The sequence below is a fragment of the Streptomyces sp. KPB2 genome, from assembly GCF_003950055.1.
Classification (GTDB): domain Bacteria; phylum Actinomycetota; class Actinomycetes; order Streptomycetales; family Streptomycetaceae; genus Streptomyces; species Streptomyces salinarius.
In genome coordinates, this window is record NZ_CP034353.1 from 788,751 (window position 1) to 812,576 (window position 23,826).

The window sequence follows — 23,826 nt, forward strand, 5'->3', positions numbered from 1 at the left end:
CGGGGGCCGGCGGTGGGGTTCCTGGAGTGGATTCGGTAGGGCGGACGGCTCCTCACAGGAACCGGCGAATGGGCCGCACGGCGGCCTCGCGGGCGCGCTGGAGCACGGATCGGCGTCTCCAGCGATCTCGCCGGATCGGCTCGCTGACCGCCTTGTCGGCCTCGAAGTGGCGGTCGAGGGTGGCGGTGAACCCCTCGTCGAGCACGGCGAGCATGACCTCTTCGTCGTGGTCGAGGGAGCGCCGGTTGAAGTTGGTCGAGCCGACCAGGGCGGCCGTGCGGTCGACGGTCATGACCTTGGCGTGCATCATCGTCGGCCGGTAGTGGTAGATCTTCACGCCGCAGGCCAGGAGCGACTCGTAGTGGTGTTCCCCGGCCAGCCGGCAGACCCGCTTGTCGGTGTGCGGTCCGGGCAGCAGGATCTCCACCTCCACCCCGCGCCGTGCGGCCTCGCACAGGAGGCCGACGAAGTAGGTGTCCGGGGAGAAGTAGGCCGTGGCCAGCCTGAACCGCTCCTCGGCGGACTCGATCATGACCCGGACGAGGGTCTGCATGTCCTGCCAGCCGAAACTTGCGGAGCCGCGCACGACCTGGACCACCGCGTCCCCCTGGGGGCGGTGGCCGGTGAACCGGTCGCGTTCGTCGAAGAGTTCGTCGTGGCACTCGGCCCAGTTCTGGGCGAAGGCGGCCGCGATGCCGTCCACGGCCGGTCCCCGGACCCGAACGTGGGTGTCGCGCCACTCGCGCGGGTTGCGGGCGTCGCCGCACCACTCCTCGGCGATCCCCACACCGCCGGTGAAGGCGACCTGTTCGTCGACGACCAGGACCTTGCGGTGGCAGCGGTGGTTCTGCTTGAACGGCGACAGGTGCGCGGGCTTGCGGAACCAGGCCACCTGGACGCCCATCCGGTCCATTTCGGCCAGCAGATCGCCGTCTATGAGTCTGCTGCCGAAGCCGTCCAGCAACAGACGTACGCGCACCCCGGCTCGCGCGCGCTCCGCCAGCGCGTGCGCGAAGTCGCGGGCGACGTCGCCCTTCCAGTACACGAACGTCATCATGTCCACGGTGTGCTCAGCGGACCGGATGGCGTCGAGCATGGCCGGGAAGATCTCGTCTCCGTTGCGCAGGGGCTGCAGGGCGTTGCCCTCGGTCGCCGCGATGCCGATCAGACGCTCCAGCCGACGGCGCAGGCGCAGCGCGCGCTCATCCTTGACCGGGGCACGTCCGTCCGTGGCCGGGGCACGCGCGTCCGTGACCGGGGCACGTCCGTCCGTGGCCGGGGCGTGCTGTTCCGTGCCGGCGCCGTCGATGGCGGCCGCGGGCACCTCCGGGACACTCATCATTTCTCTCCCTCCTTGCCTCAGCACTCGCTGAGCATCCCGTCGCGCAGGGCGAGGGAGGCGAAGCTCCGCATGCCCTGTCCGAGAGCGTCCATGCCCTCCTCCGGCCCCGGCGCCCCGCGTCGACGCCTCGCCAGGGGGTACACGCGACGGGAGCAGGGCTCGACACGAGACCACGAAAGGTGCGCGCAGGTGGACGAATCATCGGTCAGGGCGGTGGGTTGGGCGCGGTCCCTTCCGATGAGCAGCGACGTGAAGGCGGCGAGGGACTGGTCCCGCGAGCGTCTGCGGGTGCTCGGCTGGACGGAAACCGCTCCGCAGACGGTCGACGCGGTGCTCCTGACCGTTTCGGAACTGGTCACCAACGCCCATGTCCACGCCCACAGCAACGCCCAGCTGGTGCTGACGTGGGACACGCGTTGCCTGCACGTGGCGGTCCACGACGCCTCGAGCCACCTGCCCAGCCCGCGCCCGCCGAGCACGGAACGCCTCGGCGGGCGTGGCATCCTCCTCGTCGACGCCCTCGCCGACAGCTGGGAAGCGCGCCCCTGCCCCTACGGCAAGACCGTCATCGCCTGCTTCCGCCCGCCCGACGCGTCCGGGCCCGGCGGCCGTCGGACCTAGGCAGTTTCGTTTGGATCACCGGGCGGACCAGAGGAAGATGCCCGCGATGTGGAGTCCGGCCAGGTAGATGGTGGCGGTCTTTTCGTAGCGGGTGGCGATACCACGCCACTGCTTCAGGCGGTTGATGCACCGCTCGACGGTGTTGCGCTGCTTGTAGGTCTCGCGGTCGAAGGCCGGTGGCCTGCCGCCCCGGCTGCCCCGACGTAGCCGGTGTGCGCGCTGGTCTGCGGGGACGGGGATCACTGCCCGGATGCCGCGCTTGCGCAGGTGCTCGCGGATCGCGCGGGAGGAGTACGCCTTGTCGGCCAGGACCAGGTCCGGCCTGGTGCGGGGTCGTCCTCGTCGGCGGGGAACGCGCAGGCGGGCCATGACGTCGGTGAACGCGGGTGCGTCACCGGCCTGGCCTGCGGTGAGAACGAACGCCAGGGGCCGGCAGCGGGCGTCGGCAGCGAGGTGGATCTTCGTGGTCAGTCCGCCGCGGGACCGGCCGATGGCATGGTCGGTCGGCTCGCCGGCCGGGGCCCCCTTTTGCGGGCTCCGGCCGCGTGCTGGTGGGCCCGCACGATGGTGGAGTCGACCGAGACGGCCCAGTTGAGGTCCTCGTCCGCGTCTGCCTGGGCGACCAGGGCGGTGAAGACTCGCTCCCAGGTGCCGTCGACGGCCCACATCCGCAGCCGGTTGTAGACCCCTCGCCAGTTGCCGTACTTCTCCGGCAGGTGAACCCACTGCGTGCCGGTCTGGAACTTGTAGGCGATCGCGTCGATCACCTCTCGATGGTCTCGCCAGCGACCACCTCGCCTCGGCGTCCGGTCCGGGAGCAACGGCTCAATCCGCGCCCACTGCGCATCAGTCAACGGCACACCCGAACCAACGACCGACTGATCCAAACGAAACTGCCTAGTCGTCACTGCCGTGGCCCGGCGGGAAATGGCCACGGAGCCCCGCCGGCCCCCTTGGTAGGGTGCGCCGATGCCGGCGATCAGAAAGTTCCACGTCACCTTCGACTGCGCGGAACCCGAGCGCCTCGCGCGCTTCTGGTGCGAGGTGCTGGGGTACGTCGTACCGCCGCCTCCGGAGGGCTTCGACACCTGGGACGACTTCAGGAGCGCGCAACCACCCGAGCGGCGCGATGCCCGGTTCGCCTGCGAGGATCCCACCGGCGCGGGCCCTCGCCTGTATTTCCGGCGCGTGCCCGAGGGGAAGGCCGCCAAGAACCGGGTGCACCTCGATGTACGCGTGGCCACCGGGCTCGTGGGCGCGGAGCGGCTGGCCGCTCTCGAGGCCGAGTGCGCGCGGCTGACGCCGCTCGGAGCGGTGCACGTGCGGACGCTGTACGACGGCAACGACGCGTGCATTCCGATGCTGGACATCGAGGGCAACGAATTCTGCCTCGACTGAAGCACAGCGGTGCCCGCACCTCCAACGACAAGAGGTGCGGGCACCGGGTGAACGGCACAGCGCGCGGCGTCAGCCGATGTGCCAGGAGAAGCTGCCTCCGTTGTTGGCGGCCACGGCGAACATCACGATCATGAGCAGGATGTCGGCCACTCCGAGGCCGAGCGCCCACTTGGCCATCGTGGATCCGGTCTGCCGCAGCGCCACGGCACCGAAGACGATCGCGAGCGGGCCCAGGACGATCGGCAGGATGAAGAGTCCGACGATGCCGCAGACCAGTCCGGCGATCGCCAGACCGCTGGTCCGGCCGCCCTTCCGGGTTCCCGTTCTGCTGTAGGTCGCCATGCTTTCTCCCGATCTGTCGTGGTTCAGTTGGTTTCTCCTTCGGTCACCTCCGAGTTGCCCACCGGGCTCGATTTACGCCTACGGGCCGTCAGATCCGTTGCCCGCGCGCCCATTTCGCTCACACGGGGACGGACAACCCGTGCTCGCGTGCGTATGCCGCACGGCAGCTCTTCGCGCAGAACCCCATGGTCCGGCCTTCGTGTTCGAGGGTGACGGCACCCCGGCCCAGTCGCACACGCATGCCGCACATCGGATCGACCGTGACCCCTTCGGGAAGGTCGGCGCCGGCGGCATCGGTTCGCGCCCGGTACTCCGCGGTCATGCGGCCGACGACCTCGTCGGCGGTGCCGGGCCTGCCGTCCATCCCGATACTCCCGTCGGCGATGCCGACGACGTTGATCCACAGGTGCCCCTCGGGGCGCTGCCATCCGTACGAACGATCGAGGCGACGCACCGCGCGACGCACCATGCCGACAGTGGTCCGCGACATCTCGGCGCGCCACGCCTCCGGCACGGTGAGCGTGACCCACAGCGGCGGCACGTCCCCGGGCCGCCACGGACCGTCGCCGGTGGTCCAGCCGTCCAGTTCGCGGAAGCCGACGTGCGTCATGGCGCGGGCACGGCGCATGGTCTCCTCCGCCACGCCCTCTTCCGCACCGACCAGCAACCGGCAGACGTCGCCGGCGAGTCCTTCTCGGTCGCCGGCGGTCAACGCACCGCGCGGACACGCGATCTCGATGAGGAACATCCGGGCCCTCCAAGGGTCGGAAACGCTCCCACCACTATACCCCGGGGTGGTATAGAGCGGGCTGAGGCGGCCGGGTTTTCGTTGGCCGCCATGAACCGCGGGCAGTGGTTCCCTCATGGGCGTCGCCTCACCGGGAGCGGCGCGATGGTGTCTGTCACGGGGGTGGGACACCAGTCCGCACTGGGGGGGTAGCCGGTGGTCGGAAGGTGGGGGTAGCACTGTCGCCGCGCCCGATCGTGCGCGGCTAGTTTCATTGCCGACCGCCAGCGTCCAAGGACTTGGAGCCACCGACATGACGATGCGCCCTCGATCGCTCTGGACTCTCTTTGCGGCCGGGTTGGCCGCAGCCGGCCTCAGCGGTTGCGGCCCCGGGGAGACCTTCGAAGACGACGCGTCACTGCGGGACGAGGTCACGTCGGTGCGATTGGACACCGGTACCGGCAGCGTCACGCTCCGCGGCCGAGAGGGCCTCGACGAGATCACCGTGCACCGCGAGATCACCTATCACGGCGACAAACCCGATGGAAGGACCTATCGGGTCGATGAGGGGCGGCTGACTCTCCAAGGCTGCGGCGACGACTGCAAGGTGGACTACACGGTGGAGGTACCCACCAGGTTGACGGTCGAGGGCGAGACGTCGAAGGGCGACGTCAATCTGTCCGAGGTGGGACCGGTGGACCTCAGGACGGGCTCGGGCGACGTCACTCTGGAGGGAGTGGCGGGCGAGGTGAAGGCCCGGACCTCCAACGGAAACATCGACGGGAAGGACCTGCGGGGCAGCCGGGTCGACGCGGAGACCTCCAACGGCGAGATCGACCTGACCCCCGGCAAAGCACTGGACATCCGCGCCAAGACGACGAACGGCGGGCTGACGCTCAACCTCCCCGACAGCAGTTACCGGATCTCGGTCAAGACCGGCAACGGGGACAAGGACATCGGTGTCCGCAACGACCCGTCCGGCGACCACCGGATCGAACTCACCACCGGCAACGGAGACGTCTCCGTCAACCCTGCCTGACCACTCCCATCGGCTCCGGGCCCTCGTCGAACATGGCCTGGGCCAGTGTGCCGTCATGAAGTCGCGCCGGCCGCGCGACGCCGCCCGTCGCCGTTCCCGCGGCCCGGCTCGCCTCGCTGGACGAGCCGGGCCGGTCCGGCCGCGAGGGGTCAAGCGGCGATCCCGCTGCCCTTGGCGGGGGAACGGCCGAACTTGTCCACAGCCTGGTAGTACGTCCAGGCCGTCGCGTCGCACGCCGTCTTCTGCGCGCCGCTGTAGCGGGCGCACACCCTCTTGAGGTCCGCGTAGAAAGCGCTGTCGAGACGCGCCTTGTTCGCGTCGAAGGTGCCCGCCTCCTTGTAGTTGCGGTACCCGAAGTCATGCCGGGCGCAGGAGGTCTGGAAGGGGAATCCGAAGGGGTTGTCGGGGGACGAGGAGCAGTAGTCGGTGGACCAGTTGAACCCGTAGGCGCTCCACGCGCCCTGGTTGGCACGAGCCGCGATCCAAGCGTTGTAACTGCTCGCGTCGGTCTGAGTCCAACTGCTGAGCACCTTCGCCTTGTCGGCCGGCGCGGCGGAGGCCGGTGCGGCAGCGGCCCCGACGGCGAGAGCGAGAGAGGCCGCACTGACGGCGAAGGCGGAAAGTCTGCGACGCATGTTGTTTCCTCCAGTGAGTGTGACACTGACAGTTGTTACGCGCGTACGGTCCGTACTGGCTGGACGGCGCCGTATGTTCGGGCGGGCAGCCGAGGGGCAGCCCGGGGACGGGCGGTAAGGGGGTGGACCGCCTGCGTTCACGGGGGGGGCCGGATCACGACGTTCAGGGGCAGCCGTGCTCCTGCCGCACGACGGACACGACCCAGCCCGGCTGCCAGGGGGCGTCGACGTACCTAACCGCACGTGGCACACCCGCCGTTCGCGGTTCGACGCACGGTCCCCGGGGGACGGCACCCGCGGCCGCCGCGAGCCGGGCCGGCTTGCGGGCGGCCCGCAGCGCCTCGCCGTCACGCCCGTCGGTCACGACCAGCCCCAGGCCGACCGGTGTCTCCGCCAGCGCGTGGACCGCCCGGTCGCCCCGCCGAACGGACGCGAAGTGCACGGGGGCCACCAGGCCGCCTTGCCGCACTGCTGCCGTGCACCCGTGCACGGCGCCGCAGTAGGGGCACGGCCCGTCCTCGATCACGACGCCGTCCGGGTCCGCGGCCCCCAGCGCACCGGACAGCAGCAGGGACAGCCCGGCACGGCTCTCCCTCGGCCGCCCGGTTCGGTGCGAGGTGAGGTGTTGGGTGCGCAACTCGACAGTGGGGATGGGGCGGTCCACCACCGGTGGCGGAGCCATGAGGTCGAGCGGGGACGGGCACAGTGGTGCGTACGACCGCGCCCATCCACCGTCCGGGTTCGTGGGCGGCAGACGGAATCCGCTCTCGTCCATGGCGTCGCACCTCCAGGTGGTCGGGAATTAGGGCCGGGCGCCCGCTATTTGCTCCAGGAGGGCGACGAACTCACCCGCTCTGGCGTCGAAGCGCGGGGAGGCCATGAAGCCCTGGGTGTCGGAAATGCTGTTGAGACCGCCGATGTAGCCGGCTCCGGTGTTGTAGTCGTAGTCGAGGATCCAGGGCGAACCGCTGGAACCGGGGGTCATGTTGGCGCACTCCACCTGCCACATGTCCAGCGGTGGCACCGTGGGTTCGATCAGGTCTTCACAGAACTCCTGGTGCTCACCGTCGTAGGGCGGACCCGAGTAGCCCATGACCGACACCTTCTCGCCGGTACGGGCGTCGGGCACGATCTGGTACCCGCCCGCGGCTTCGACCACCGTCTCCCCCACGGCGTTGTCGTTGGTCACGACGATGCCGTAGTCGTGCTCCCAGTCCGGTTTGTCACCGCTGGCCCACAGGGCCGACGTGGCGACGTTCCAGGCGGTGAACCTGCCGTACGGCTCGTCGCCGTCGTGGCGCGCCGGAATGAAGACCACGTTCTTCGTCCACGTACCGTCCGGGCCCTCGTGGAGGCAGTGCGCGGCCGTGAGCACGAGGATCTCGGACTCGCTGTCGATGGCGGTCGCCGTGCAGTGGTCCGGCGTCCCGTTGGCATGCTCGAAGACCAGCTTGCCGACGGCGGTGGAGTGCGGCCCCTCCGCGACGGCGGTGATACGCGGATCGACGCGTGCGCCGGTGGACGCCGCCTTCGGCCCGTCCTCCTCGGCACCGGTGGCGCGGCGTACCCGCTCCGGCGTCCAGTAGTCGAGCAGGGCCTGCTGCTTCTGTACGGCGGTGCCGCCTTCCGCGCCGGGCACGTCGATCACGGCGGGACGGCTTGCGACGTCCGCCTCGCCGGGAGCCGAGGCCTGGGCTGGAGAGCCGGCCACCAGCCCTGAGGCGGCGATGGCCAGGACACCCAGCAGGGTCCTCACGCGGGCCTTTCGGCCCCGGCCCGGCCGGGCCGGGGCAATGCTTCGGTCCTTAGACACAGTTGAGCTCCTTTCGTGGCGTGTCATGGTCGAACCGGGAGGCGGACAGGGCCGAAACGTCGATCAGCGGACGACACCCCAAGTAGAGGTCGCGCACTGCTTCGCCCACCGCCGGTCCCTGCAGGAAGCCGTGGCCGGAGAAACCGGTCGCGTACAGGAACCGGCCCGGCCCGGGAGCCTCGCCGATGAGCGCGTTGTGGTCGGGGGTGACTTCGTAGAGCCCGGCCCATCCCGTGGCGATGTCCGCGTCGAGGAGTCGTGGGGCCCGGACCGACATGGCCTCGGAAAGCCGGGGAAGCCAGCTGTCCGAACGGGACAGGTCGAACCCGGGGGGCTCGTCGGGGTCGGACATGCCGAGCAGCACGCCCGGTCCCTCACCATGGAAGTAGAAGCTGGTCGAGAAGTCGATCGTCATGGGAATACGCGAGGGAGCGTCAGGCATCGGCCCGGTGACGAGGACCTGGCGCCGATAGGGCACCACCGGGAGCTCGAACCCGGCCATCTCGCCGACGGATGCCGACCAGGCCCCGGCCGCGCAGATCACGGTGTCCGCCGTGACCGTACCGCGGTCCGTGACGACACGGGTGGCGCCGGAGGCGGTCACCCCGCGCTCCAGGCCCACGACGCGACACCCCTGCACCAGACGGGCGCCGTGCCGCCGTGCGGCCGTGGCGTACCCGAGCACGACCGACTCCGGTGAGCAGTACCCGTCGTCGGGTGAGTACGCCGCCGCCAGCACGCCGTCCGTCGAGATCAACGGGGACAGCTCCCGGGCTTCGGCCGCGTCCAGCATCCGGCTGGGCACACCGAGTTCGTTCTGCACGGCGACGTTGCGTTCGAACTCCACGACGTCCTCCGCTCGTGTGAGCAGGAAGAGATACCCCTCCCGGTGCAGGTCGATCTCCTGGCCCGGCCGGCTGCCGAAGTCCCGGAACAGCTCCAGACCGCGAGCTCCCAGCCGGATGTTGACGGCGTCCGAGAACTGCGCCCGGACACCGCCCGCGGCCTTGCACGTGGATCCCGACCCGAACGCGTCCCGCTCGAGGAGCAGCACGTCCCGGACACCGGCCTCCGCCAGGTGGAAGGCGATGCTGACGCCCATGACGCCGCCGCCCACGATCACCACCTCCGCGGCGGAGGGGAGCGCTTCGGCCACCCCCATCAGCCGGCCAGTCCGGCGGTGGTGTCGGTGGAGAGAGGCATGTGGAGTGGCAGCGCCCCCCATACCCGCGGCGTGAAGAAGTGTCCGCCGGGCAGGACCACCTGCGAGTAGGACCCGTCCGTCAGCTCCGCCCAGCCCTCGTGCAGCGGGCTCCACTCGGCCTCACCCACCATGAGGTGGATGGGCGCCCGCAGCCGCTCCCCGGGTTCGAACCGGTAGGCGGAATACGCGGTCATGTCCAGGCGCAGCAGATCGACGGCGAGGGACCGCAGGTCCGGGTCGGCGAGGACGGCGCGCGGGGCGCCGCCCGTGGCCTCGAGCCAGCACGCCAGTTCCTCGTCCGGGGCGGCGCTCAGGGCCGCGGTGCGCGTGCCGGTCCAGTGCTGCGGGGCGATGTGCCCGGACAGGACGAGACCGTCCGGTCCTTCGGCACCCCGGGCCTGGAGCGCACGGGCGGCCTCGAAGGCCACCAGCGCCCCCATGCTGTGCCCGTACAGCACGTACGGTCCTCGCACCTCGTTCCGGAGAGCCGTCACGCAGTCGTCCACGAGGCCCTGCCAGCCGCCCGGGACCTGGTCTCCGAAGCGGGATTCACGGCCCGGATAGCAAAGGGCGCGCAGCTCGATGTCAACGGGCAACTGCTGGGCCCAGGGACGGAATCCAACCGTGCCGCCACCCGCGAAACTGAGGCAGATCAGGCGACGGGACGCCCAGGGCCGCGGGTGCGGCCGGGATATTCGGTTCACGATCGCTCCTCGACTGCGGACTCTTCCTTGAGTACGTCGCGCAACGCCTCGAGGGCGGTGGCGAGTTCGGTCTCCGACACGGACAGCGGGGGCCGCAGACGCAGTTCGCGCTCGCCGGACCCGAGGAATATCACCCCGTGCTTGTCGAAGGCCCGCGCGATGACCCGGTCGCGCACCTCCGGGGTCGGCAGGGTGATGGCACACATCAGGCCGCGACCACGCGGTGCGCTCACGGTTTCCGGCAGGTCGGCGGCGAGCTCGCGCAGGCCCTGGAGCAGGTACTCGCCCGTGGCGCGGGCCGCGGTGAAGAGCCCTTCGCGCTCGACGACCTCCAGGATCCGGGTGGCCCTGACCATGTCGGTCAGGTTTCCGCCCCACGTGGAGCTGAGGCGGCTCGACGCCCGGAAGGCGTTGTCCGGGACCTCCAGGACGCGCCGGCCGCCGAGGACGCCGCACACCTGGGTCTTCTTGCCGAAGGCGATCAGGTCGGGCTGCAGGCCGAGGGTGTCGCAGGCCCAGCGGTCTCCGGTCAGGCCGAAGCCGCTCTGCACCTCGTCCGCGACGAACAGGGCGTCGTGGGTGCGGCACAGCTCGGCCATGGCGGTCAGGAACTGCGGGCGCAGGTGACGGTCTCCGCCCTCGCCCTGTATGGGCTCGAAGATGAAGCAGGCGATCTCGTCGGGGTAGCGGCGGAAGGCCGCTCGGGCGGCGGCGAGGGCCTGCAGCTCCTCGTCCAGCAACTCCGGCTCCTCCCAGCGGTCCATGTCGTTCACGGCCGGGCTGGGGATGCGCGGCCAGTCGAAGACCGGGAAGTCCCGGGTCTTGGACGGGTCGGTGTTGGTCAACGACATCGTGTAGCCGGTGCGGCCGTGGAAGGCGGACTCCAGGTGCAGGACGCGCGAGCCGCGCACCGCGACACCGCGCTGCGCGTTGTGCTGGGTCTTCCAGTCGAAGGCGACCTTCAGGGCGTTCTCGACGGCCAGCGCGCCGCCGTCGATGAAGAAGACGTACGGCATGTCGTCCGGGGCCAGCGCCTTCATGAAGGCGGCGGCGAACCTGATCTGCTCGCCGGTGCCGAAGTCGGGGTTGGCCGGCTTGATCCGGGAGGCGGCGAGCAGGGACTCGTCGAGCGCCGGATCACCGAACAGTCCGGGGTGATTGTGCCCCAACGGTGCCGACGCGTAGAACATCGACATGTCGAGGTAGCGGGAACCGTCTCGCTCGTCCACCAGCCAGCAGCCGTTGCTCGCACGAACGTCCACCAGGACGTCGGCGAAGTCGCCGGTGACGTGGGTGCGGAGATAGTCAAGCGTCGTGCTGCTCATGGGTTCTCCTGGGAGTGTCGGTAGCGGAACGGGCGTCATGCGGAACGGGCATGGCGTTCGCGGACGCTGCGCGGACGGATGTCGGTCCAGATTCGGTCGATGTGCGCGACGCACTCCTCGCGGGTGCCACGGGTTCCCTCCCGGTGCCAGCCGGCCGGGAGTTCACGCTCGGCCTCCCACAGGGAGTACTGCTCCTCGTCGTTGTGGACGACGTCGTAGAGGGTGGACTCGGACATGAAGGTGCTCCTCGAGGTGTCTTGACGATGGTTCGGGCAGCTGCTGACGGCGCCGAGTGGCGGTCGGCTTCAGGTGGTTGCCGGCGCGGTGACGGGCCCGGGGTCGACGACCTTGCCGCGGTCGAGCTTGAGAATCCGGTCGGCGACGTCGAAGTAGCGGTCGTCGTGGGTGATGGCGATCACGGTCTTGCCCTGCTTGCGCAGAGCGGGCAGGACTTCGGTGTAGAAGAACTCCCGGAATTCCGGGTCCTGGTCCGCGGCCCACTCGTCGAAGAGCAGCACGGGCCGCTCGGAGAGCAAGGCGCTGACCAGGGCGAGACGTTTGCGCTGGCCGGTGGACAGCATGATGGTGGAGAACTCCCCGTCACGCACGGTCACTTTATGGTCCATGCCGAGCTGGGCGAGCAGACGGTTGGCCTCGCTGTCGGCCCGTGGATGGGCCGGCAGCGTGCGGAAGAGATGGACGTCGGAGAAGACCCCGGCGACGCTTTGCCGCAGCTCCGTGATCCGGTCGCCTTCCACCGGCGTGCCGTCGAGGACGATCTCACCGTCGCTGGTTGGGTAGAGCCCACAGATCATCTTGGCCAGGGTGGTCTTGCCGCTTCCGTTGCCCCCGACCAGACAGGTGATGGTGCCCGGTGCGAAGTGGGCGTCGATGGGGCCGACCTGGAAGCCGGTGTCGTCGGCACCGGAGTCGTAGTGGAAGACAGCACCGCGCAGCCGCACCTCCGCACCCGCGGTCCGCCCGCCACCCTGCGCTTCGGGTGCCCGCAGGCCACTCTCGTCACCCAGGTCGAGGGCGTTGAGCGAGCGCAACGCCGTTCCCGCCCGCCCGATCACCGGGATCAGGTTGAGCACGGTGACCAGCGGTGTGTTGATGTAGATGACGGCGAGGGTGAACCCGGTCAGGTCGTCCGCGGGAATGTCGAAGCGGGGCCCAGCGAACAGCATGATGCCGATGGAGGCGAGAAAGAGCAACTGCCCCCACGAACCCGCCACGGTGTACAGGGAGACACCGCGGGTGGTGTCCCGCACAAGGAGCCCGCCGGTGGCACCGACCCCGCCGTCGAGGACCGCGGCACGGCGTTCGCGGTCCAGCTTCAGCTCCTTGGCACCGCGGGTGACGCTTTCCAGATGGGCGTGCATGACGTCCTGGTGCTCGCGGGCCCGGCGGAGATGAACGCCCGCCCGGCGCACGGGAAGTTGGTAGAGCATCAGGCCGACGGCGAGCACGGCGAGCATGCCGAGCAGCACCTTCGGCGAGAGCACCCCGATGTACACGAAGGCACCGATCACGATCGCGCCGTTCATGGACAGCAGGGGCACGCTGCTGACCGCCCCTGTGATCACCTGTACGTCGTCGGTGAGAGCGGACTGGAGCCGGGCGGGTCCGATGCTCTCGATGCGTCGCATCCCGCTGTCCAGGATCCGCCGGCACAGCTCCATCCGCAGTTCCTGGATGGAGCGTTGCGCCAGCCGGATCAGCAGGACGGAGGAGACCGCGCCGGCGAGCAGCACCGTGACCGCCGCCGCGGCGAAGGCGGCCATCAGACGGGCGCCCGGGTCGTCGAGTCGCTCCAGGACTCGCTGCAGCACGGCGATGAGACCCACCGTGGCGGCGCCGGACACCAGCCCGGCGACCAGCGCCGCGATCACCGTCGCCCGTGACCTGCTCACGAGCAGGGAGAGGAACTTCATCGCCGCCCTTCTTCCGGGGCCGGGGCGGCGGGGGCCGCAGTGGTGGGCGCCGTGTCCGTCTCCCCAGACGCTTCCCTGATCAGGTCGGCGAGGCCTGCCACGGTGAAGTCCGCCATGGCCTGCTGCACCCGCAGCGCCACCCCGAACCGGCGCCGAATGCGCAGTAGCAGCCGGGTGGCCAGCAGTGAATGGCCACCGGCGTCGTAGAAGTGGTCCCGGATCCCGAGCCCCTCAAGGCCCAGCAGTTCCTGCCACAGGCCGAGCAACGCCCGTTCGGTGTCGTCCCTGGCCGACTGGCTGCTTCCCGACGTGCCCAGGAAGTCGTCGGCCGTGGGCGCGGGCAGACGACGCCGGTCCAGTTTGCCGCTGGCGGTCTGCGGGATGTGCTCGATCGGACGGATCGCCGCGGGCAGCGCGTACCGGGGCAGCCGCCCGGCCGACCGGGTCCGCAGCTCTGTACGGTCCAGGTCCGGCCCCTCGGGCACCACATAGGCGACCAGACGGGGCGAGGACCCTGTGGCACCGTGCACGACGACGACGCAGTCGGCCACGCCCGGGTGGTCGAGCAGCGCGGACTCGACCTCGCCGAGTTCGATGCGGTGACCACGGAGTTTGATCTGGTTGTCGAAGCGGCCGAGGAACTCCAGCTGTCCGTCGGCTCGGTGGCGGGCGCGGTCGCCCGTCCGGTAGAGACGCGCGCCCGGCACGTCGGAGAACGGGTCGGGCACGAAGCTCGTGGCGGTGAGGCCGGGACGCCGCCAGTAGCCCTGCGCCACCTGGGCTCCGCCGATGAACAGCTCGCCGGCGGTACCCGGCGGAACGGGCCGCATCTGCTCGTCCAGGACCCAGATCGTGGAGCCGGGCACCGGACCTCCGATGGGCGCGCGCTGCCTGCGGGTCACCTCGACGGTGAGCTCGGCGACGGTCATCAGGACGGTGGCCTCGGTCGGTCCGTACCAGTTCAGAACCCGGCAGTCCTGTGCGGAAGGTCCCGCGAACCAGTCCCCGAACCTGGCCGGCACCACCTCCTCGCCGGCGAGGAGCAACGCCCGCAGTCCGATCGGGGCGTCACGCGTGTCGGAGGTGCCGTCCACCGCCGCCAGCTCCTGTGCGATCGTCGGCGTGGTGGCCAGCATGGTGACGCTCTGGGTCCGCAGATGGGCGTGGAGTTGCTGTGCGTCCGCCGCCACGTCGCCCGGCACGATGTCGATACGCGCGCCGGCCACGAGTCCCGCGAACAGTTCCCAGACCGACAGGTCGAAGGTGAAGGTGGAGCGGACCGCGACCACGTCCTGCCCGGTGGGCTCGACCACGGTGGCGGAGGCCGCCAGGTAGGCCAGGACGTTGCGGTGGGTGACGCCGACGCCCTTGGGGGTCCCGGTGGACCCGGACGTGTAGATCAGATAGGCCAGATCGTCGCCGTCGGCCCGCTGCGGGGCGGCGCCCGTGCCGGCGGCGGCGTCGGCGACGGTGCGCACGGTGACCTCCTCCTCGGCGAGGAGCCCGAGCACCGGGGCGTCGTCATCGGTGAGGTGGGCGGCGAGCGCGGTCCGGCAGCCCGAGTCGCGGATCAGGTGAGCGATCCGCTCGAGGGGCAGCTCGGGGTCGACGGGCACGTACGCGGCGCCCGCCGCCATCACGGCGAGGAGTCCGGTGACCAGGTCGACACCGCGCCGGGCGACCACCGCGACCAGGTCGCCGCGGCGCACGCCATCGGCAGCAAGGCCGGTGGCGGCGGCCGCGGCCCGCTCGGTCAGCTCGCGGTAGGTGAGGGCCCCGCCGGGGCCGGTGACCGCCACCGCTCCGGGGCGCGCCGCCGCGACGGCGGCGACGGCCTGGTCCAGGGTTCCGGCGGGCACGCCGAGCACTCCGCCGTCGGCTCTGCGAGCCGCGGTCTCGGCGTCGTGAGGCAGCAGGCTCGCCGCATCGTGCGCGGCGTCGGCGTCCGCCGCGAAGCGGCGCAGCGCCTGCGCGTACATCTCGGCGAGGTCGGCGGCGCGCTCGTCGGAGACCCGGTCGCTGTCGTAGGCCAGGATCAGGCCGAGTTCGTGCGCGGGCGGGTGCACCGAGTACGTCGCCATCACCGCGTAGTTGGTGTCCTCGGCGGACGCCGGATGGTGGTCGAGGAGTTCCACGACGCCGGTGTCGAGGACCTCGCCCAGCGCGTGGAAGCGTACGAAGTTCACCCCCACGTCGAACAGCGGGTCGTTGCCGAGCGCCTGCTGCACGCTGATCAGCGGGGTGTGCCGGTGCTTCAGGAGGGACCGCTCCTCGTCGAACGCGCGGCGCGCGAGGTCGCGCCAGCTGCCGCCGGGGACCGACACGGAGGTCGGCAGCATGTTGATGAACAGACCGCGCAGATCCTTCGCCCCGGGCAGATCGGGCCGGCCGTGCATCACCATGCCCGTGACCGGGTCGGTCACCGCCAGGGCTTCGGCGAGCACCTTGAAGTGCACGGCCACGGCGACGCTCTTGAGAGGCAGGCCCTCCTCCTTGGCGAGCGCGGCCAGACGCCGGGAGGTGTCCGCGTCCACGTCGACCTGGATCCGGCGCACCTGGGGGGTGCCTACCGGGCGCAGGTCCTCGATGGCGCGAGGCTCGGCGTCGGCCAGCCGCTCCCGCCACACCGCGGCCGTGTCCGCTCCCCCAGTCGCCTCTCGTTCCGTCTTCACGAAGTCCGCGTAGGTGAGCGGGAGTTCGGGCCAGCGACTGTGGTAGTCGGGCGCTGCGTCCAGCAGCGCGGCCTGGCGGCTGAGGACCTCCGCCAGGGTGGAGGTCCAGCTCCAGCCGTCCAGAATGGCGTGGTTCTCGCTGACCGTCAGCTGGAACTCTCCGTCACCGAGTTGGTGGACGGCGAGCCGTTGCAGAGGTGCGGCCTCCAGCTCAAGGTGCTCAACGCGCTCGCGGGCCACGAACGCGTCGATCTCGGCCCGCTGCTCTTCCGCGTCGAGACCGGACAGATCGAAGCAGGCGAGGCGGGGTTCCACGTCGCGGTGCACGATCTGCAGCGGTTCGGAGTATCCGTCCATGGAGATGCTGGTGCGCAGGACCGGGTGGCGGGCCATTGTGTCGGCAAGGGCCTGGTGCAGCAGTCGCGCGTCGAGACGTCCGCGCATCCGCACACTGACCGTGTTGTGGTAGATACCCGCTTCCGGATGGAGATGCAGGTGGTACAGCATCCCCGACTGGGTGGCGGTCAGCGGGTAGGCGTCCTCCGCGTCCGCGGGGAGCGCCGCGTGGTCGTGGGCGCCGATCATCTCGAACGGCTCGGCGCGGTCGAAGGGCTCGGCGCGGTCCTCTGCGAGGTGAGCCGCGAACTCGGCGACGGTCTGGTGCCGGAACACGGCGTGCACACGGGTCTCGTGGCCGAGGGCACGCAGGGCGCCGGTGATCTCCACCGCGCGGATCGAGTCGCCTCCCAGCATGAAGAAGTTGTCGTGCACGCCTACCCGCGGGACGTCCAGGACCTCGGCCCAGACACCGGTGACGGTCTCCTCCAACGGGATGCGCGGCGCCGTGTACTCGGTGCCGGCGTCGAGCCTGGCCCCCGCCGGATCGGGCAGCGCGCGCCGGTCCGACTTGCCGTTGACGGTCAGGGGCACCTTGTCCAGTGCGGCGAAGACCGCGGGGACCATGTACGTCGGCAGCAGCCCGGCGGCGTGCTCGCGCAGTTCGGGCACCGCGGGCAGCTCTCGGCCCGCTGCGGGCACCAGCCACACCATGAGCTGGTCGCCGCGCACGTCGGCGACCGCGGCCGTGACGACCGGGTGGGTGGCGAGAGCGACTTCCACCTCGCCCAGTTCGATCCGGAAGCCACGGATCTTCACCTGGGCGTCGGCGCGGCCCCAGTACTCGAACTCGCCGTCCTCGGTGACCCTGGCCAGGTCACCGCTGCGGTACAGACGGGCGCCCGGGGTGCCGGAGAACGGGTCGGGCACGAACCGCTCGGCGGTGCGCGCCCCGCGGCCGTGGTAGCCGAGGGTGACGCCCGCCCCGCCGACGTGGAGTTCGCCGACCATGCCGGGAGGCAGCGGGTTGAGCGCGTCGTCCAGGACGTACAGGGTCAAGTCGTCTATCGGCACGCCGATGGGGCTGCCGGTGCGGTCGCCGAGATCGGCGGCGGTGACGACACGGAACGTGGAGTGCACGGTTGTCTCGGTGATGCCGTACATGTTCACCAGGACGGGAGCGCGGTCGCCGCGTGCCTCGATCCAGGGACGGAGGGTGTTCACGTCCAGCCGCTCACCGCCGAAAACGACGTGCCGCAGAGCGAGTTCACGGGTGGACCCTTCGGCCGTGTCGGCGGCCACCACTCCCTTGAACGCGGACGGAGTCTGGCTGAGGACGGTGACGCCGAGCCGCTCCACGAAGGCGAGCAGGTCCTGCGGCGACTTGGCTGTCCCGTCCGGCACCAGGGCCAGCTTGCCGCCGTGCAGCAGCGCGCCCCACAGCTCCCAGACGGACACGTCGAAGGCATACGAGTGGAAGAAGCTCCACACGTCGTCGGCGCCGAAGCCGAAGCGCCGCGCGGTCGCCGAGAACAGCCGTACCACCTGGGAGTCAGCGACCTCGACGCCCTTGGGACGGCCGGTGGAGCCCGAGGTGTAGATCACGTAGGCGACGTCGCCGGGGTGCCGTTCGGGCAGTTCCGTCCCGGTGGTGTCCACGTCGGTGCGCGGACGGCCGTGTGTGTCGACGGACACCTGCCGCAAGCCCTCGCCGATGCTTCCCGCCCCTTGATCACCGCAGATCACGATGCGTCCGCCGCTGTCGTTCAGGACGTGCCGGATGCGGTCGGTGGGATTGCTCATGTCGATCGGGACGTATGCGGCGCCCGCCCGCAGGACGGCGAGGATCGCCACCACCTGGGCAGGCCCGCGCTCCAGGTACAGCGGGACGCGTTCACCCGGTCGTACGCCTCGCGCGACCAGGTGCCGCGCCAGGATGTCGGCGCGGTCCGCCAGTGACGCGTAGGAGATGACCTCCCCCCGCCAGTGCAGGGCGGTGCGCTCGGAGTGAAGCTCGACCGAGCGCAGGAACGCCCGGTCGAGGGCGTGCTCGACCACGGGCTCGGCCAGGGGCCCCGACCGCGCGCCGGGTTCCGCAAGGGGCAGCAGCCGCACTCCGCGGTCGGGGGCCGCGAGCCCTTCGGTCAGCAGCCGCAGGTAGGCGCCGAGGAGGGCGTCGGCGGTGGACTCCCGCAGCAGCTCGGTGTCGTACTCCAGCATCAGCTCGAAGTCGTCGCCGCGGTTGACCACGCTGAGCGTGACGTCCGTCTTGGAGGTGGCGGTCTCGGTGGTCACCGGTGTCATGACGGCCCGACCCAGGCGCAGCTGGGAACGGTCCTCACCGAGGTAGGCGAACATCGCCCCGAACAGCGGGGATCCCGTGCCGCCGCCGACAGCCGCGGTCACCTCGGCGGTGAGCACGTGCTGGTGGTCCAGGGACGCGGCGATCGTGCGCGCCGACTCCTGGGCCAGCTCGCGCAGCGTCGCGTCGTCGCGCAGTCGGCTGCGCAACGGCAGCGTGTTGATGAAAGGGCCGACGGTGGACCGGAGTTCGGGCCGTACCCGGTTGGCCACCGGGACGCCGATCACGAGGTCGTCGGTGAGCGCGGCCCGGTGCAGCACCGCAAGCCAGGCGCTGTACAGGACGGCGAAGACGGACACGCCGGAGCCCGCGGCGAACTTCTCGACTCCGTCACGGAGGGCGGGTCCGGTGCTGCGGACCAGGTGGCGCCCATGGCGACCCGAGGCGTCCGGGCGCGGCTGGTCGAAGGGTAGACTCAGACCGCGCGGGGCGCCCTCGAGCTGCGCCTTCCAGTGGGCCAACGACGACTCCCGTGCGGGTGCGTCCTGGCTGTGCTTCTCCCACCAGGCGTAGTCGGTGTACGAGGGCCCGTCCGTGGCCGGCGGCGGGGTGCCGCCGGCGTGGAAGGCCTCGTAGGCGGCGGTGAGTTCCTGGATGAGTGTGCTCACGGACAGGCCGTCGACGACCAGGTGGTGGAAGGCGACTACGAGCCGGTGACGGTCGGGCGCCAGTGTGATCAGCACACCGCGCGCCAGCGGCCCGCCGCCCGCCAGGTCGAAGGGCGCGCGCAGCTCGGACTCGGTCAGCTCGTCCCGGCGCCGCTCGGCGGCGGCCCGGTCGGTGCCGTGGATGCCCGTCAGGTCCGCCCGGCGCAGCGGGGGTGCTTCGGGCAGCAGCCGGGCACGTGCCTTGCCACGCACGTCGTCGGTGACCAGACGCAGCCCTTCGTGCCGGGCGAGCATCCAGTCGTACGCCTTGGCCAGTGCGTCGGCGTTCAGGGGACCCTCGATGTCGAGCGCGGCCGGCACCGTGTACGCACTGCCGGTGGGGTCGAGGGCGTGGGCGGTCCACAGCTGGAGCTGGCTCGCCGACAGGACGACCTGTGCGGGGTCCGGCCTTCGCGGCACCCGCGAGGTGTCGGACTGCTGCCGAGGTCGGCGGGCGGCCAGGGCACGCCGGGCTCGTTCGAGGCGTTCGGAATCGGTCATGTCTGGTCCTCGGTGGCGTCGTCTGTGGAGCCGGCGGTGGTGCTCGCCTCGGCGGCCTCGTCGAAAGCGGCGAACGCCTCGGCGAACTCGCGGACCGAGCCATCCTGGTCGTGCGCCAGCAGCAGGCTCGCCTGCTCGGCGACGGTTGGTGCGCCGAGCAACTCGCGCAGCGGGAGTTCGGTTCCCATCAGTTCACGGACGCGGGCGACGGTGTGCATGGCGCGGATGGAGTCGCCCCCGAGCGCGAAGAAGCTGTCGTGCGCCCCTACGCGGTCGGCGCCGAGGACGGTGCGCCAGATTTCGGCGACGACCATCTCCACCGGGGTGCGGGGGGCGGTGAACTCACCGCTCTGCTCCAGGTGTCCGTCCGCCGGGTCCGGCAGCATGCGTCGGTCGGTCTTGCCCTGTGCCGTCAGCGGGATCCGGTCCAGGGCGACGAAGACCGCCGGGATCATGTAGGAGGGGAGGCCCGCGCAGTGTTCTCGCAGCTGTGCCACGGTGGGCGGACCGTCCGGGCCCGGCACCAGCCAGGCGACCAGGCGGTCGTCCCGCGCGTCGACGGCGGCTGCGCACACGGCGGGGTGGCGCAACAAGGCCGCCTCGACCTCGCCGGGTTCGATGCGGTGACCGCGCACCTTCAGCTGGCCGTCGGCGCGCCCGCAGAACTCCGGCAGGCCGTCGGCCCCGATGCGAACGAGGTCGCCCGTGCGGTAGAGGCGGGCGCCCTTCGTGCCGGAGAACGGGTCGGGCACGAACCGTTCAGCGGTCAGTCCGCCCCGGCCCGCGTACCCGCGAGTCACCCCGGCGCCGCCGATGTACAGCTCGCCGACCACACCGGGCGGCACGGGTGACATCCCTTCGTCCAGTACGTGGAGCGTGGTGGCGCCGACCGGACCGCCCAGCGTGACCCGGTCGCCGTCGGCGACGATCCCGGCGCTGGCGTTGGCGGTGGTCTCCGAGGGGCCGTACAGGTTCCACAGACGGGTTCCCGGAAGGACTCGATGGGTGCGCTCGACCAGGTCGGCGGTGAGTGCCTCGCCGCCGAGGAGCACGTCCAGCCTCGGCCGGTCCGGGGCGGCGGTACCGTCGGCGGACTCGAGGGCCCGCAGCGTCTCGTCCCACAGACGCGGGACGGTGTTGACGGTGGTGACGGCCGTGCCCGTACTCGTGAGTGTCGCGGCGAGCGTCTCGGCGGGGCGCTCACCGGCCGGCGGCAGCACCACCGTGCCACCGAGGACCAGTGGCCCCCACACCTGCTTGACGGCTGCGTCGAAGACCGGGGCGGCGGTCGCGGGCAGTACGGTGTCCGGCCCGATCAGGCCCGCGTCGGCCACCCAGCCGAGATAGTTGACCACGTTGCGGTGGGTGACGGCGACCGGTTTGGGCCGCCCGGTGGAACCCGAGGTGAAGAGCAGGTAGGCGAGGTCGTCCGGGCCGCGGACCCCGGCGCCCTCGTGCCGCCGCTCCGCCTCGTCGGGGGCGCTACCGTCCTCGACGTCCGGCTCGCCTTCCCCGCCCTCCTCCTCGACGAGGATCAGGGCGTAGCCGTTGCCGCCGCCCAGCCGGAATGCGGTGTCCGCCGTGGCCAGGCAGTGGCGGACGGACGCGTCGGCCAGCAGGCCGGCGATCCGCTCGGCCGGATCGTCCGGGTCGATCACGAGATACGCCGCTCCGGCGCGCAGTGCGGCCAGCTGGGCCACCAGGCGGGTGACCGGGTCCGGCACGACGACTGCGACGATGTCGTCGGGGGCGGTGTCGAGACGCGCTGCCAGTGAAGCGACCGAGGACCAGAGTCGCCGGTATGTCAGTTCCCGTGCCGCGCAGCGCACCGCGACCACCTCCGGGGCACGCGCCGCGCTGCGGGAGACCAGGTCGGTAAGAGTGGCGTCCTCCCAGCCCACGGCCGTGGGGGTCGCGGTCGCGGCCAGGGGTAAGGCTGGGGCGCCGAGCCTCACCCGGCCGATCGACGTCGTGGGTTTCCGCATGCCCTGCTCGACGACCGTGGCGACGGCGTCCAGGATCCGGCCGGCCACATCCGTGCCGAGCTCAGGTGCCTCGGCACCGTCGAGGCACAGTTCGACCAGGTCGCCGCGGCGCACGGCGGTGAGGCGGAGCCCCGGCCCGGTGCCGCTTACCGCAAGCGACACGACGGACCAGCCGCCCACCCGTTCCGGCACGCTCAGATACGAGAATGCGAGGGGCGCGTTCACCGAGGAGAGGTCGCTGGTCAGCTCGACGACCTCGCGCTGGGCGGCCCGCGCCGCCCGGGTCTTCGCCACCACGTCGTCGAGGGTCCGCCCCGCGTCGAACTCGTGCCTGACCGCGGTCCAGGCGGTCAACGGGCCGATCACGGGCTTCAGCTGGGGGACCTCTCGGAGTCCGGTGCTCACACGGACGGAAAGTGCCTGGGCGCCGCCGAACCGGTGCAGGACCACCAGCCAGGCGGCGAGGAGCACCGCCTCGGTGTCGTCCGCCGGGTACAGCTCCGGCAGGGTGACCGTTCGCACCCGCGCCCGGACGCCACCGGCGTTCGACGCCGACCGGGCGGGCCTCAGTGAGCGCAGCCGCGCTACCGTCTCCTCCGCCTCGTCATACCCGCTGTGCGCCTTCTCCTGGCTCGCGCGGGCCCCGGCCGCCTCCGGGTCGGCGAGCACCTCGTGCAGCCACTCGGCGACATCGACGTACTGGAGGGGCTCGTCCTCGCCCGGGTCGGCGTCCGGGGACGCGGCGGCCGAACCGGATCCCAGCTCACGTGCCAGCTCACCCGCGAGCAGCACCAGTCCCTCCGCGTCCAGGACATGGGCCGACGCGGACAGTTCGATGCGGCCGTCGGCCGCGGGGACCGCGGCCCAGAGCCGGCCCGCGCCTTCGGGGCCCTCGGACAGCGGGCCGGCCGAGACACGCTGGGTGGGCGCTCCCGCAACCGGAGAGGGCACGAGCGAGGTGCGCAGCACCTCGTATCTCCGCGTGACCGTTTCGACCGCGGCGGCGAGCACCGCTTCCGGCACCGCGGCCGGAGCTTGCAGTACCAGTGTCGTAACCGTGTCGTCTCGGGTGGCGTCGTACTGGTGCGGTCCTGCGCGGAAGGTCTCCGCCGCAGGAGCGGCCCTCGTGCCGGCCGCTGTCGAAGTAGCCGTGTTCACCGTCTTCCCCCGTTCGTCTGTGTGCTGGTGCCGTCCTGCGCGGGCCGGGTCCGCACGTCCTGCCAGTTCGCCGCGGCAGCCATGGCCACCCGGATCTCCCGTTCGCCCGTGAAGGGAGCCCGACCGTGCGAGGCCAGCAGGTTGTCGACGACCAGTACGTCGCCGAGCTGCCAGTCGAAGGCCGTCGTCTCCGCGGCGAACGCGGCGCGGATCGTGTCGAGTTCCGGCCTGGTGAACTCGCTGCCGTCGCCGGCCCTGCTGGTCTTGGGCACCCGCTGCGGGCCGACCTGGCCGAGCAGTTCGGCGGCGAGTTCGTCCCCGACGGTGCTCAGGTGGAAGCTTGTGGCCTGGTTGAACCACACCCACTCGCCGGTGTCCGGGTGCCGCGCGACGGCGGGTCGCACGGCTTCGGTGCGCAGGTGGTCCTCGGCGATGCGCTCCACCCGCACTCTGGTCCGTTCGGCGTACGTGTCCAGGCCGTCCTCGTCGCAGCCCAGCGCGCCCTGCCACGGGATGCCGACGCCGGGTGTGTAGTTGCGCACGTAGCTCACCCCGTGCCGCTCCAGGCGAGCGACCAGTTCGCCGGGCAGCCGCCGCAGTACCTTGCGGGAGTCGGCCAGCGGGGTTTGCCCTCCGGTCTCGGGGGCACGAGCGCAGGCGAAGCCCAGTACGCGTGGCCAACTCCAGCTGTAGCAGGCCTCGTTGTGCATTTCGATGGTTTGGTCGGCGGGGTACTCGGTGGAGGAGTAGACACCGTCGCCGAGCTCGCTGCGCGGGGTGGCGCCGTCCTGGTACGCCAAGGCGTCGTCTCCCCCGACGGCCTCCACGACCGGGCGGAGAGCGTCGGCGCCCTCGTCGAAGCCCCTGAAGAGCACGGCGCCATGCCGGTGCAGGTGCTCGCGCACGAGGTCCCCGTTGGCCTGCACCCAGGTGGTCAGCGGGACACCGGGACGCTGCGGCGTGGCGAGGGCGGGCAGGGCCTCGGGCTCCAGCGAGCCGAAGGCGACGGCCGAGGGATCGGTCAGGGGCCGCCGCCTCGACGGCACTTGGGGCATGCGGGACGTGCGAAGGGACATGTGAT

Annotated in this window: 18 protein-coding genes; 3 read left to right on the top strand and 15 right to left on the bottom strand. The window is 71.2% G+C overall.

The window, feature by feature from the left end; translation table 11 throughout:
- Positions 1-52: 52 nt before the first annotated feature.
- Positions 53-1,342, bottom strand: coding sequence for a phospholipase D-like domain-containing protein (locus D1J63_RS03655; RefSeq protein WP_241235504.1), 1,290 nt, complete (start codon positions 1,340-1,342; stop codon positions 53-55).
- Positions 1,343-1,579: 237 nt separating this feature from the next.
- Here D1J63_RS03655 and D1J63_RS03660 point away from each other — a divergent pair, with 237 nt between their 5' ends.
- Entirely contained in the window at positions 1,580-1,963 is a 384-nt protein-coding gene (locus D1J63_RS03660; protein ID WP_176152950.1) for an ATP-binding protein, read from the top strand.
- 15 nt (positions 1,964-1,978) lie between these two features.
- On the opposite strand, the gene D1J63_RS03665 is transcribed toward D1J63_RS03660, so the two are convergent.
- Positions 1,979-2,850, bottom strand: a protein-coding gene (locus tag D1J63_RS03665; RefSeq protein WP_241235487.1) for an IS5 family transposase whose coding sequence is annotated in 2 segments (ribosomal slippage) — positions 1,979-2,490 and positions 2,490-2,850 — 873 coding nt in all. Because the reading frame shifts where the segments join, the coding sequence is not laid out codon by codon here.
- An 82-nt stretch (positions 2,851-2,932) separates the two neighbouring features.
- On the opposite strand from D1J63_RS03665, the gene D1J63_RS03670 reads away from it, so the two are divergent.
- Positions 2,933-3,361, top strand: coding sequence for a VOC family protein (locus D1J63_RS03670; protein WP_125627691.1), 429 nt, complete (start codon positions 2,933-2,935; stop codon positions 3,359-3,361).
- Between the two features lie 69 nt (positions 3,362-3,430).
- Here the strand turns inward: D1J63_RS03670 and D1J63_RS03675 are convergent, their stop codons facing one another.
- Positions 3,431-3,703 (bottom strand): DUF4190 domain-containing protein, encoded by a 273-nt coding sequence (locus tag D1J63_RS03675; RefSeq protein WP_102931645.1) that lies wholly within the window; start codon positions 3,701-3,703, stop codon positions 3,431-3,433.
- 118 nt (positions 3,704-3,821) lie between these two features.
- Entirely contained in the window at positions 3,822-4,451 is a 630-nt protein-coding gene (locus D1J63_RS03680; RefSeq protein ID WP_125627692.1) for a hypothetical protein, read from the bottom strand.
- A 418-nt stretch (positions 4,452-4,869) separates the two neighbouring features.
- On the opposite strand from D1J63_RS03680, the gene D1J63_RS03685 reads away from it, so the two are divergent.
- A complete protein-coding gene (locus D1J63_RS03685; protein WP_241235505.1) occupies positions 4,870-5,469 on the top strand; it encodes a DUF4097 family beta strand repeat-containing protein in 600 nt (199 codons plus the stop codon).
- Between the two features lie 149 nt (positions 5,470-5,618).
- Here the strand turns inward: D1J63_RS03685 and D1J63_RS03690 are convergent, their stop codons facing one another.
- The 11 genes from D1J63_RS03690 to D1J63_RS03740 form a co-directional block, all read right to left on the bottom strand.
- Positions 5,619-6,104, bottom strand: coding sequence for a phospholipase (locus D1J63_RS03690; protein ID WP_125627693.1), 486 nt, complete (start codon positions 6,102-6,104; stop codon positions 5,619-5,621).
- A 163-nt stretch (positions 6,105-6,267) separates the two neighbouring features.
- The gene (locus D1J63_RS03695) at positions 6,268-6,879 is read right to left on the bottom strand and encodes a hypothetical protein (RefSeq protein WP_125627694.1); all 612 of its coding nucleotides are present in this window, start codon (positions 6,877-6,879) and stop codon (positions 6,268-6,270) included.
- Positions 6,880-6,906: 27 nt separating this feature from the next.
- Positions 6,907-7,860 (bottom strand): trypsin-like peptidase domain-containing protein, encoded by a 954-nt coding sequence (locus D1J63_RS03700; protein WP_125627695.1) that lies wholly within the window; start codon positions 7,858-7,860, stop codon positions 6,907-6,909.
- Between the two features lie 49 nt (positions 7,861-7,909).
- The gene (locus tag D1J63_RS03705; protein ID WP_125627696.1) at positions 7,910-9,079 is read right to left on the bottom strand and encodes an FAD-binding oxidoreductase; all 1,170 of its coding nucleotides are present in this window, start codon (positions 9,077-9,079) and stop codon (positions 7,910-7,912) included.
- Positions 9,079-9,825 (bottom strand): alpha/beta fold hydrolase, encoded by a 747-nt coding sequence (locus D1J63_RS03710; RefSeq protein ID WP_164712703.1) that lies wholly within the window; start codon positions 9,823-9,825, stop codon positions 9,079-9,081. The genes D1J63_RS03705 and D1J63_RS03710 overlap by 1 nt, the downstream gene beginning before the upstream one ends.
- A complete protein-coding gene (gene lat, locus D1J63_RS03715) occupies positions 9,822-11,150 on the bottom strand; it encodes an L-lysine 6-transaminase (protein ID WP_206210394.1) in 1,329 nt (442 codons plus the stop codon). The genes D1J63_RS03710 and lat overlap by 4 nt, the downstream gene beginning before the upstream one ends.
- A gap of 35 nt (positions 11,151-11,185) precedes the next feature.
- Positions 11,186-11,386, bottom strand: coding sequence for an MbtH family NRPS accessory protein (locus D1J63_RS03720; RefSeq protein ID WP_125627699.1), 201 nt, complete (start codon positions 11,384-11,386; stop codon positions 11,186-11,188).
- 69 nt (positions 11,387-11,455) lie between these two features.
- Positions 11,456-13,084, bottom strand: coding sequence for a cyclic peptide export ABC transporter (locus tag D1J63_RS03725; protein WP_125627700.1), 1,629 nt, complete (start codon positions 13,082-13,084; stop codon positions 11,456-11,458).
- Positions 13,081-19,602 (bottom strand): non-ribosomal peptide synthetase, encoded by a 6,522-nt coding sequence (locus D1J63_RS03730; protein WP_125627701.1) that lies wholly within the window; start codon positions 19,600-19,602, stop codon positions 13,081-13,083. Before D1J63_RS03730 ends, D1J63_RS03725 begins: the two co-directional genes overlap by 4 nt.
- Complete coding sequence (locus D1J63_RS03735) at positions 19,599-22,610, bottom strand: amino acid adenylation domain-containing protein (protein ID WP_125627702.1); 3,012 nt, start codon at positions 22,608-22,610, stop codon at positions 19,599-19,601. Before D1J63_RS03735 ends, D1J63_RS03730 begins: the two co-directional genes overlap by 4 nt.
- A 131-nt stretch (positions 22,611-22,741) precedes the next feature.
- Complete coding sequence (locus D1J63_RS03740) at positions 22,742-23,821, bottom strand: TauD/TfdA family dioxygenase (protein ID WP_125627703.1); 1,080 nt, start codon at positions 23,819-23,821, stop codon at positions 22,742-22,744.
- Positions 23,822-23,826 lie beyond the last annotated feature (5 nt).

Coding starts and splice junctions, on each gene's coding strand:
- D1J63_RS03705 (WP_125627696.1), bottom strand. CDS start 9,079: ATGGGGGTGGCCGAAGCGCTCCCCTCCGCCGCGGAGGTGGTGATCGTG.
- D1J63_RS03725 (WP_125627700.1), bottom strand. CDS start 13,084: ATGAAGTTCCTCTCCCTGCTCGTGAGCAGGTCACGGGCGACGGTGATC.
- D1J63_RS03690 (WP_125627693.1), bottom strand. CDS start 6,104: ATGCGTCGCAGACTTTCCGCCTTCGCCGTCAGTGCGGCCTCTCTCGCT.
- D1J63_RS03670 (WP_125627691.1), top strand. CDS start 2,933: ATGCCGGCGATCAGAAAGTTCCACGTCACCTTCGACTGCGCGGAACCC.
- D1J63_RS03740 (WP_125627703.1), bottom strand. CDS start 23,821: ATGTCCCTTCGCACGTCCCGCATGCCCCAAGTGCCGTCGAGGCGGCGG.
- D1J63_RS03680 (WP_125627692.1), bottom strand. CDS start 4,451: ATGTTCCTCATCGAGATCGCGTGTCCGCGCGGTGCGTTGACCGCCGGC.
- D1J63_RS03730 (WP_125627701.1), bottom strand. CDS start 19,602: ATGACCGATTCCGAACGCCTCGAACGAGCCCGGCGTGCCCTGGCCGCC.
- D1J63_RS03655 (WP_241235504.1), bottom strand. CDS start 1,342: ATGATGAGTGTCCCGGAGGTGCCCGCGGCCGCCATCGACGGCGCCGGC.
- D1J63_RS03660 (WP_176152950.1), top strand. CDS start 1,580: ATGAGCAGCGACGTGAAGGCGGCGAGGGACTGGTCCCGCGAGCGTCTG.
- D1J63_RS03695 (WP_125627694.1), bottom strand. CDS start 6,879: ATGGACGAGAGCGGATTCCGTCTGCCGCCCACGAACCCGGACGGTGGA.
- D1J63_RS03720 (WP_125627699.1), bottom strand. CDS start 11,386: ATGTCCGAGTCCACCCTCTACGACGTCGTCCACAACGACGAGGAGCAG.
- lat (WP_206210394.1), bottom strand. CDS start 11,150: ATGAGCAGCACGACGCTTGACTATCTCCGCACCCACGTCACCGGCGAC.
- D1J63_RS03675 (WP_102931645.1), bottom strand. CDS start 3,703: ATGGCGACCTACAGCAGAACGGGAACCCGGAAGGGCGGCCGGACCAGC.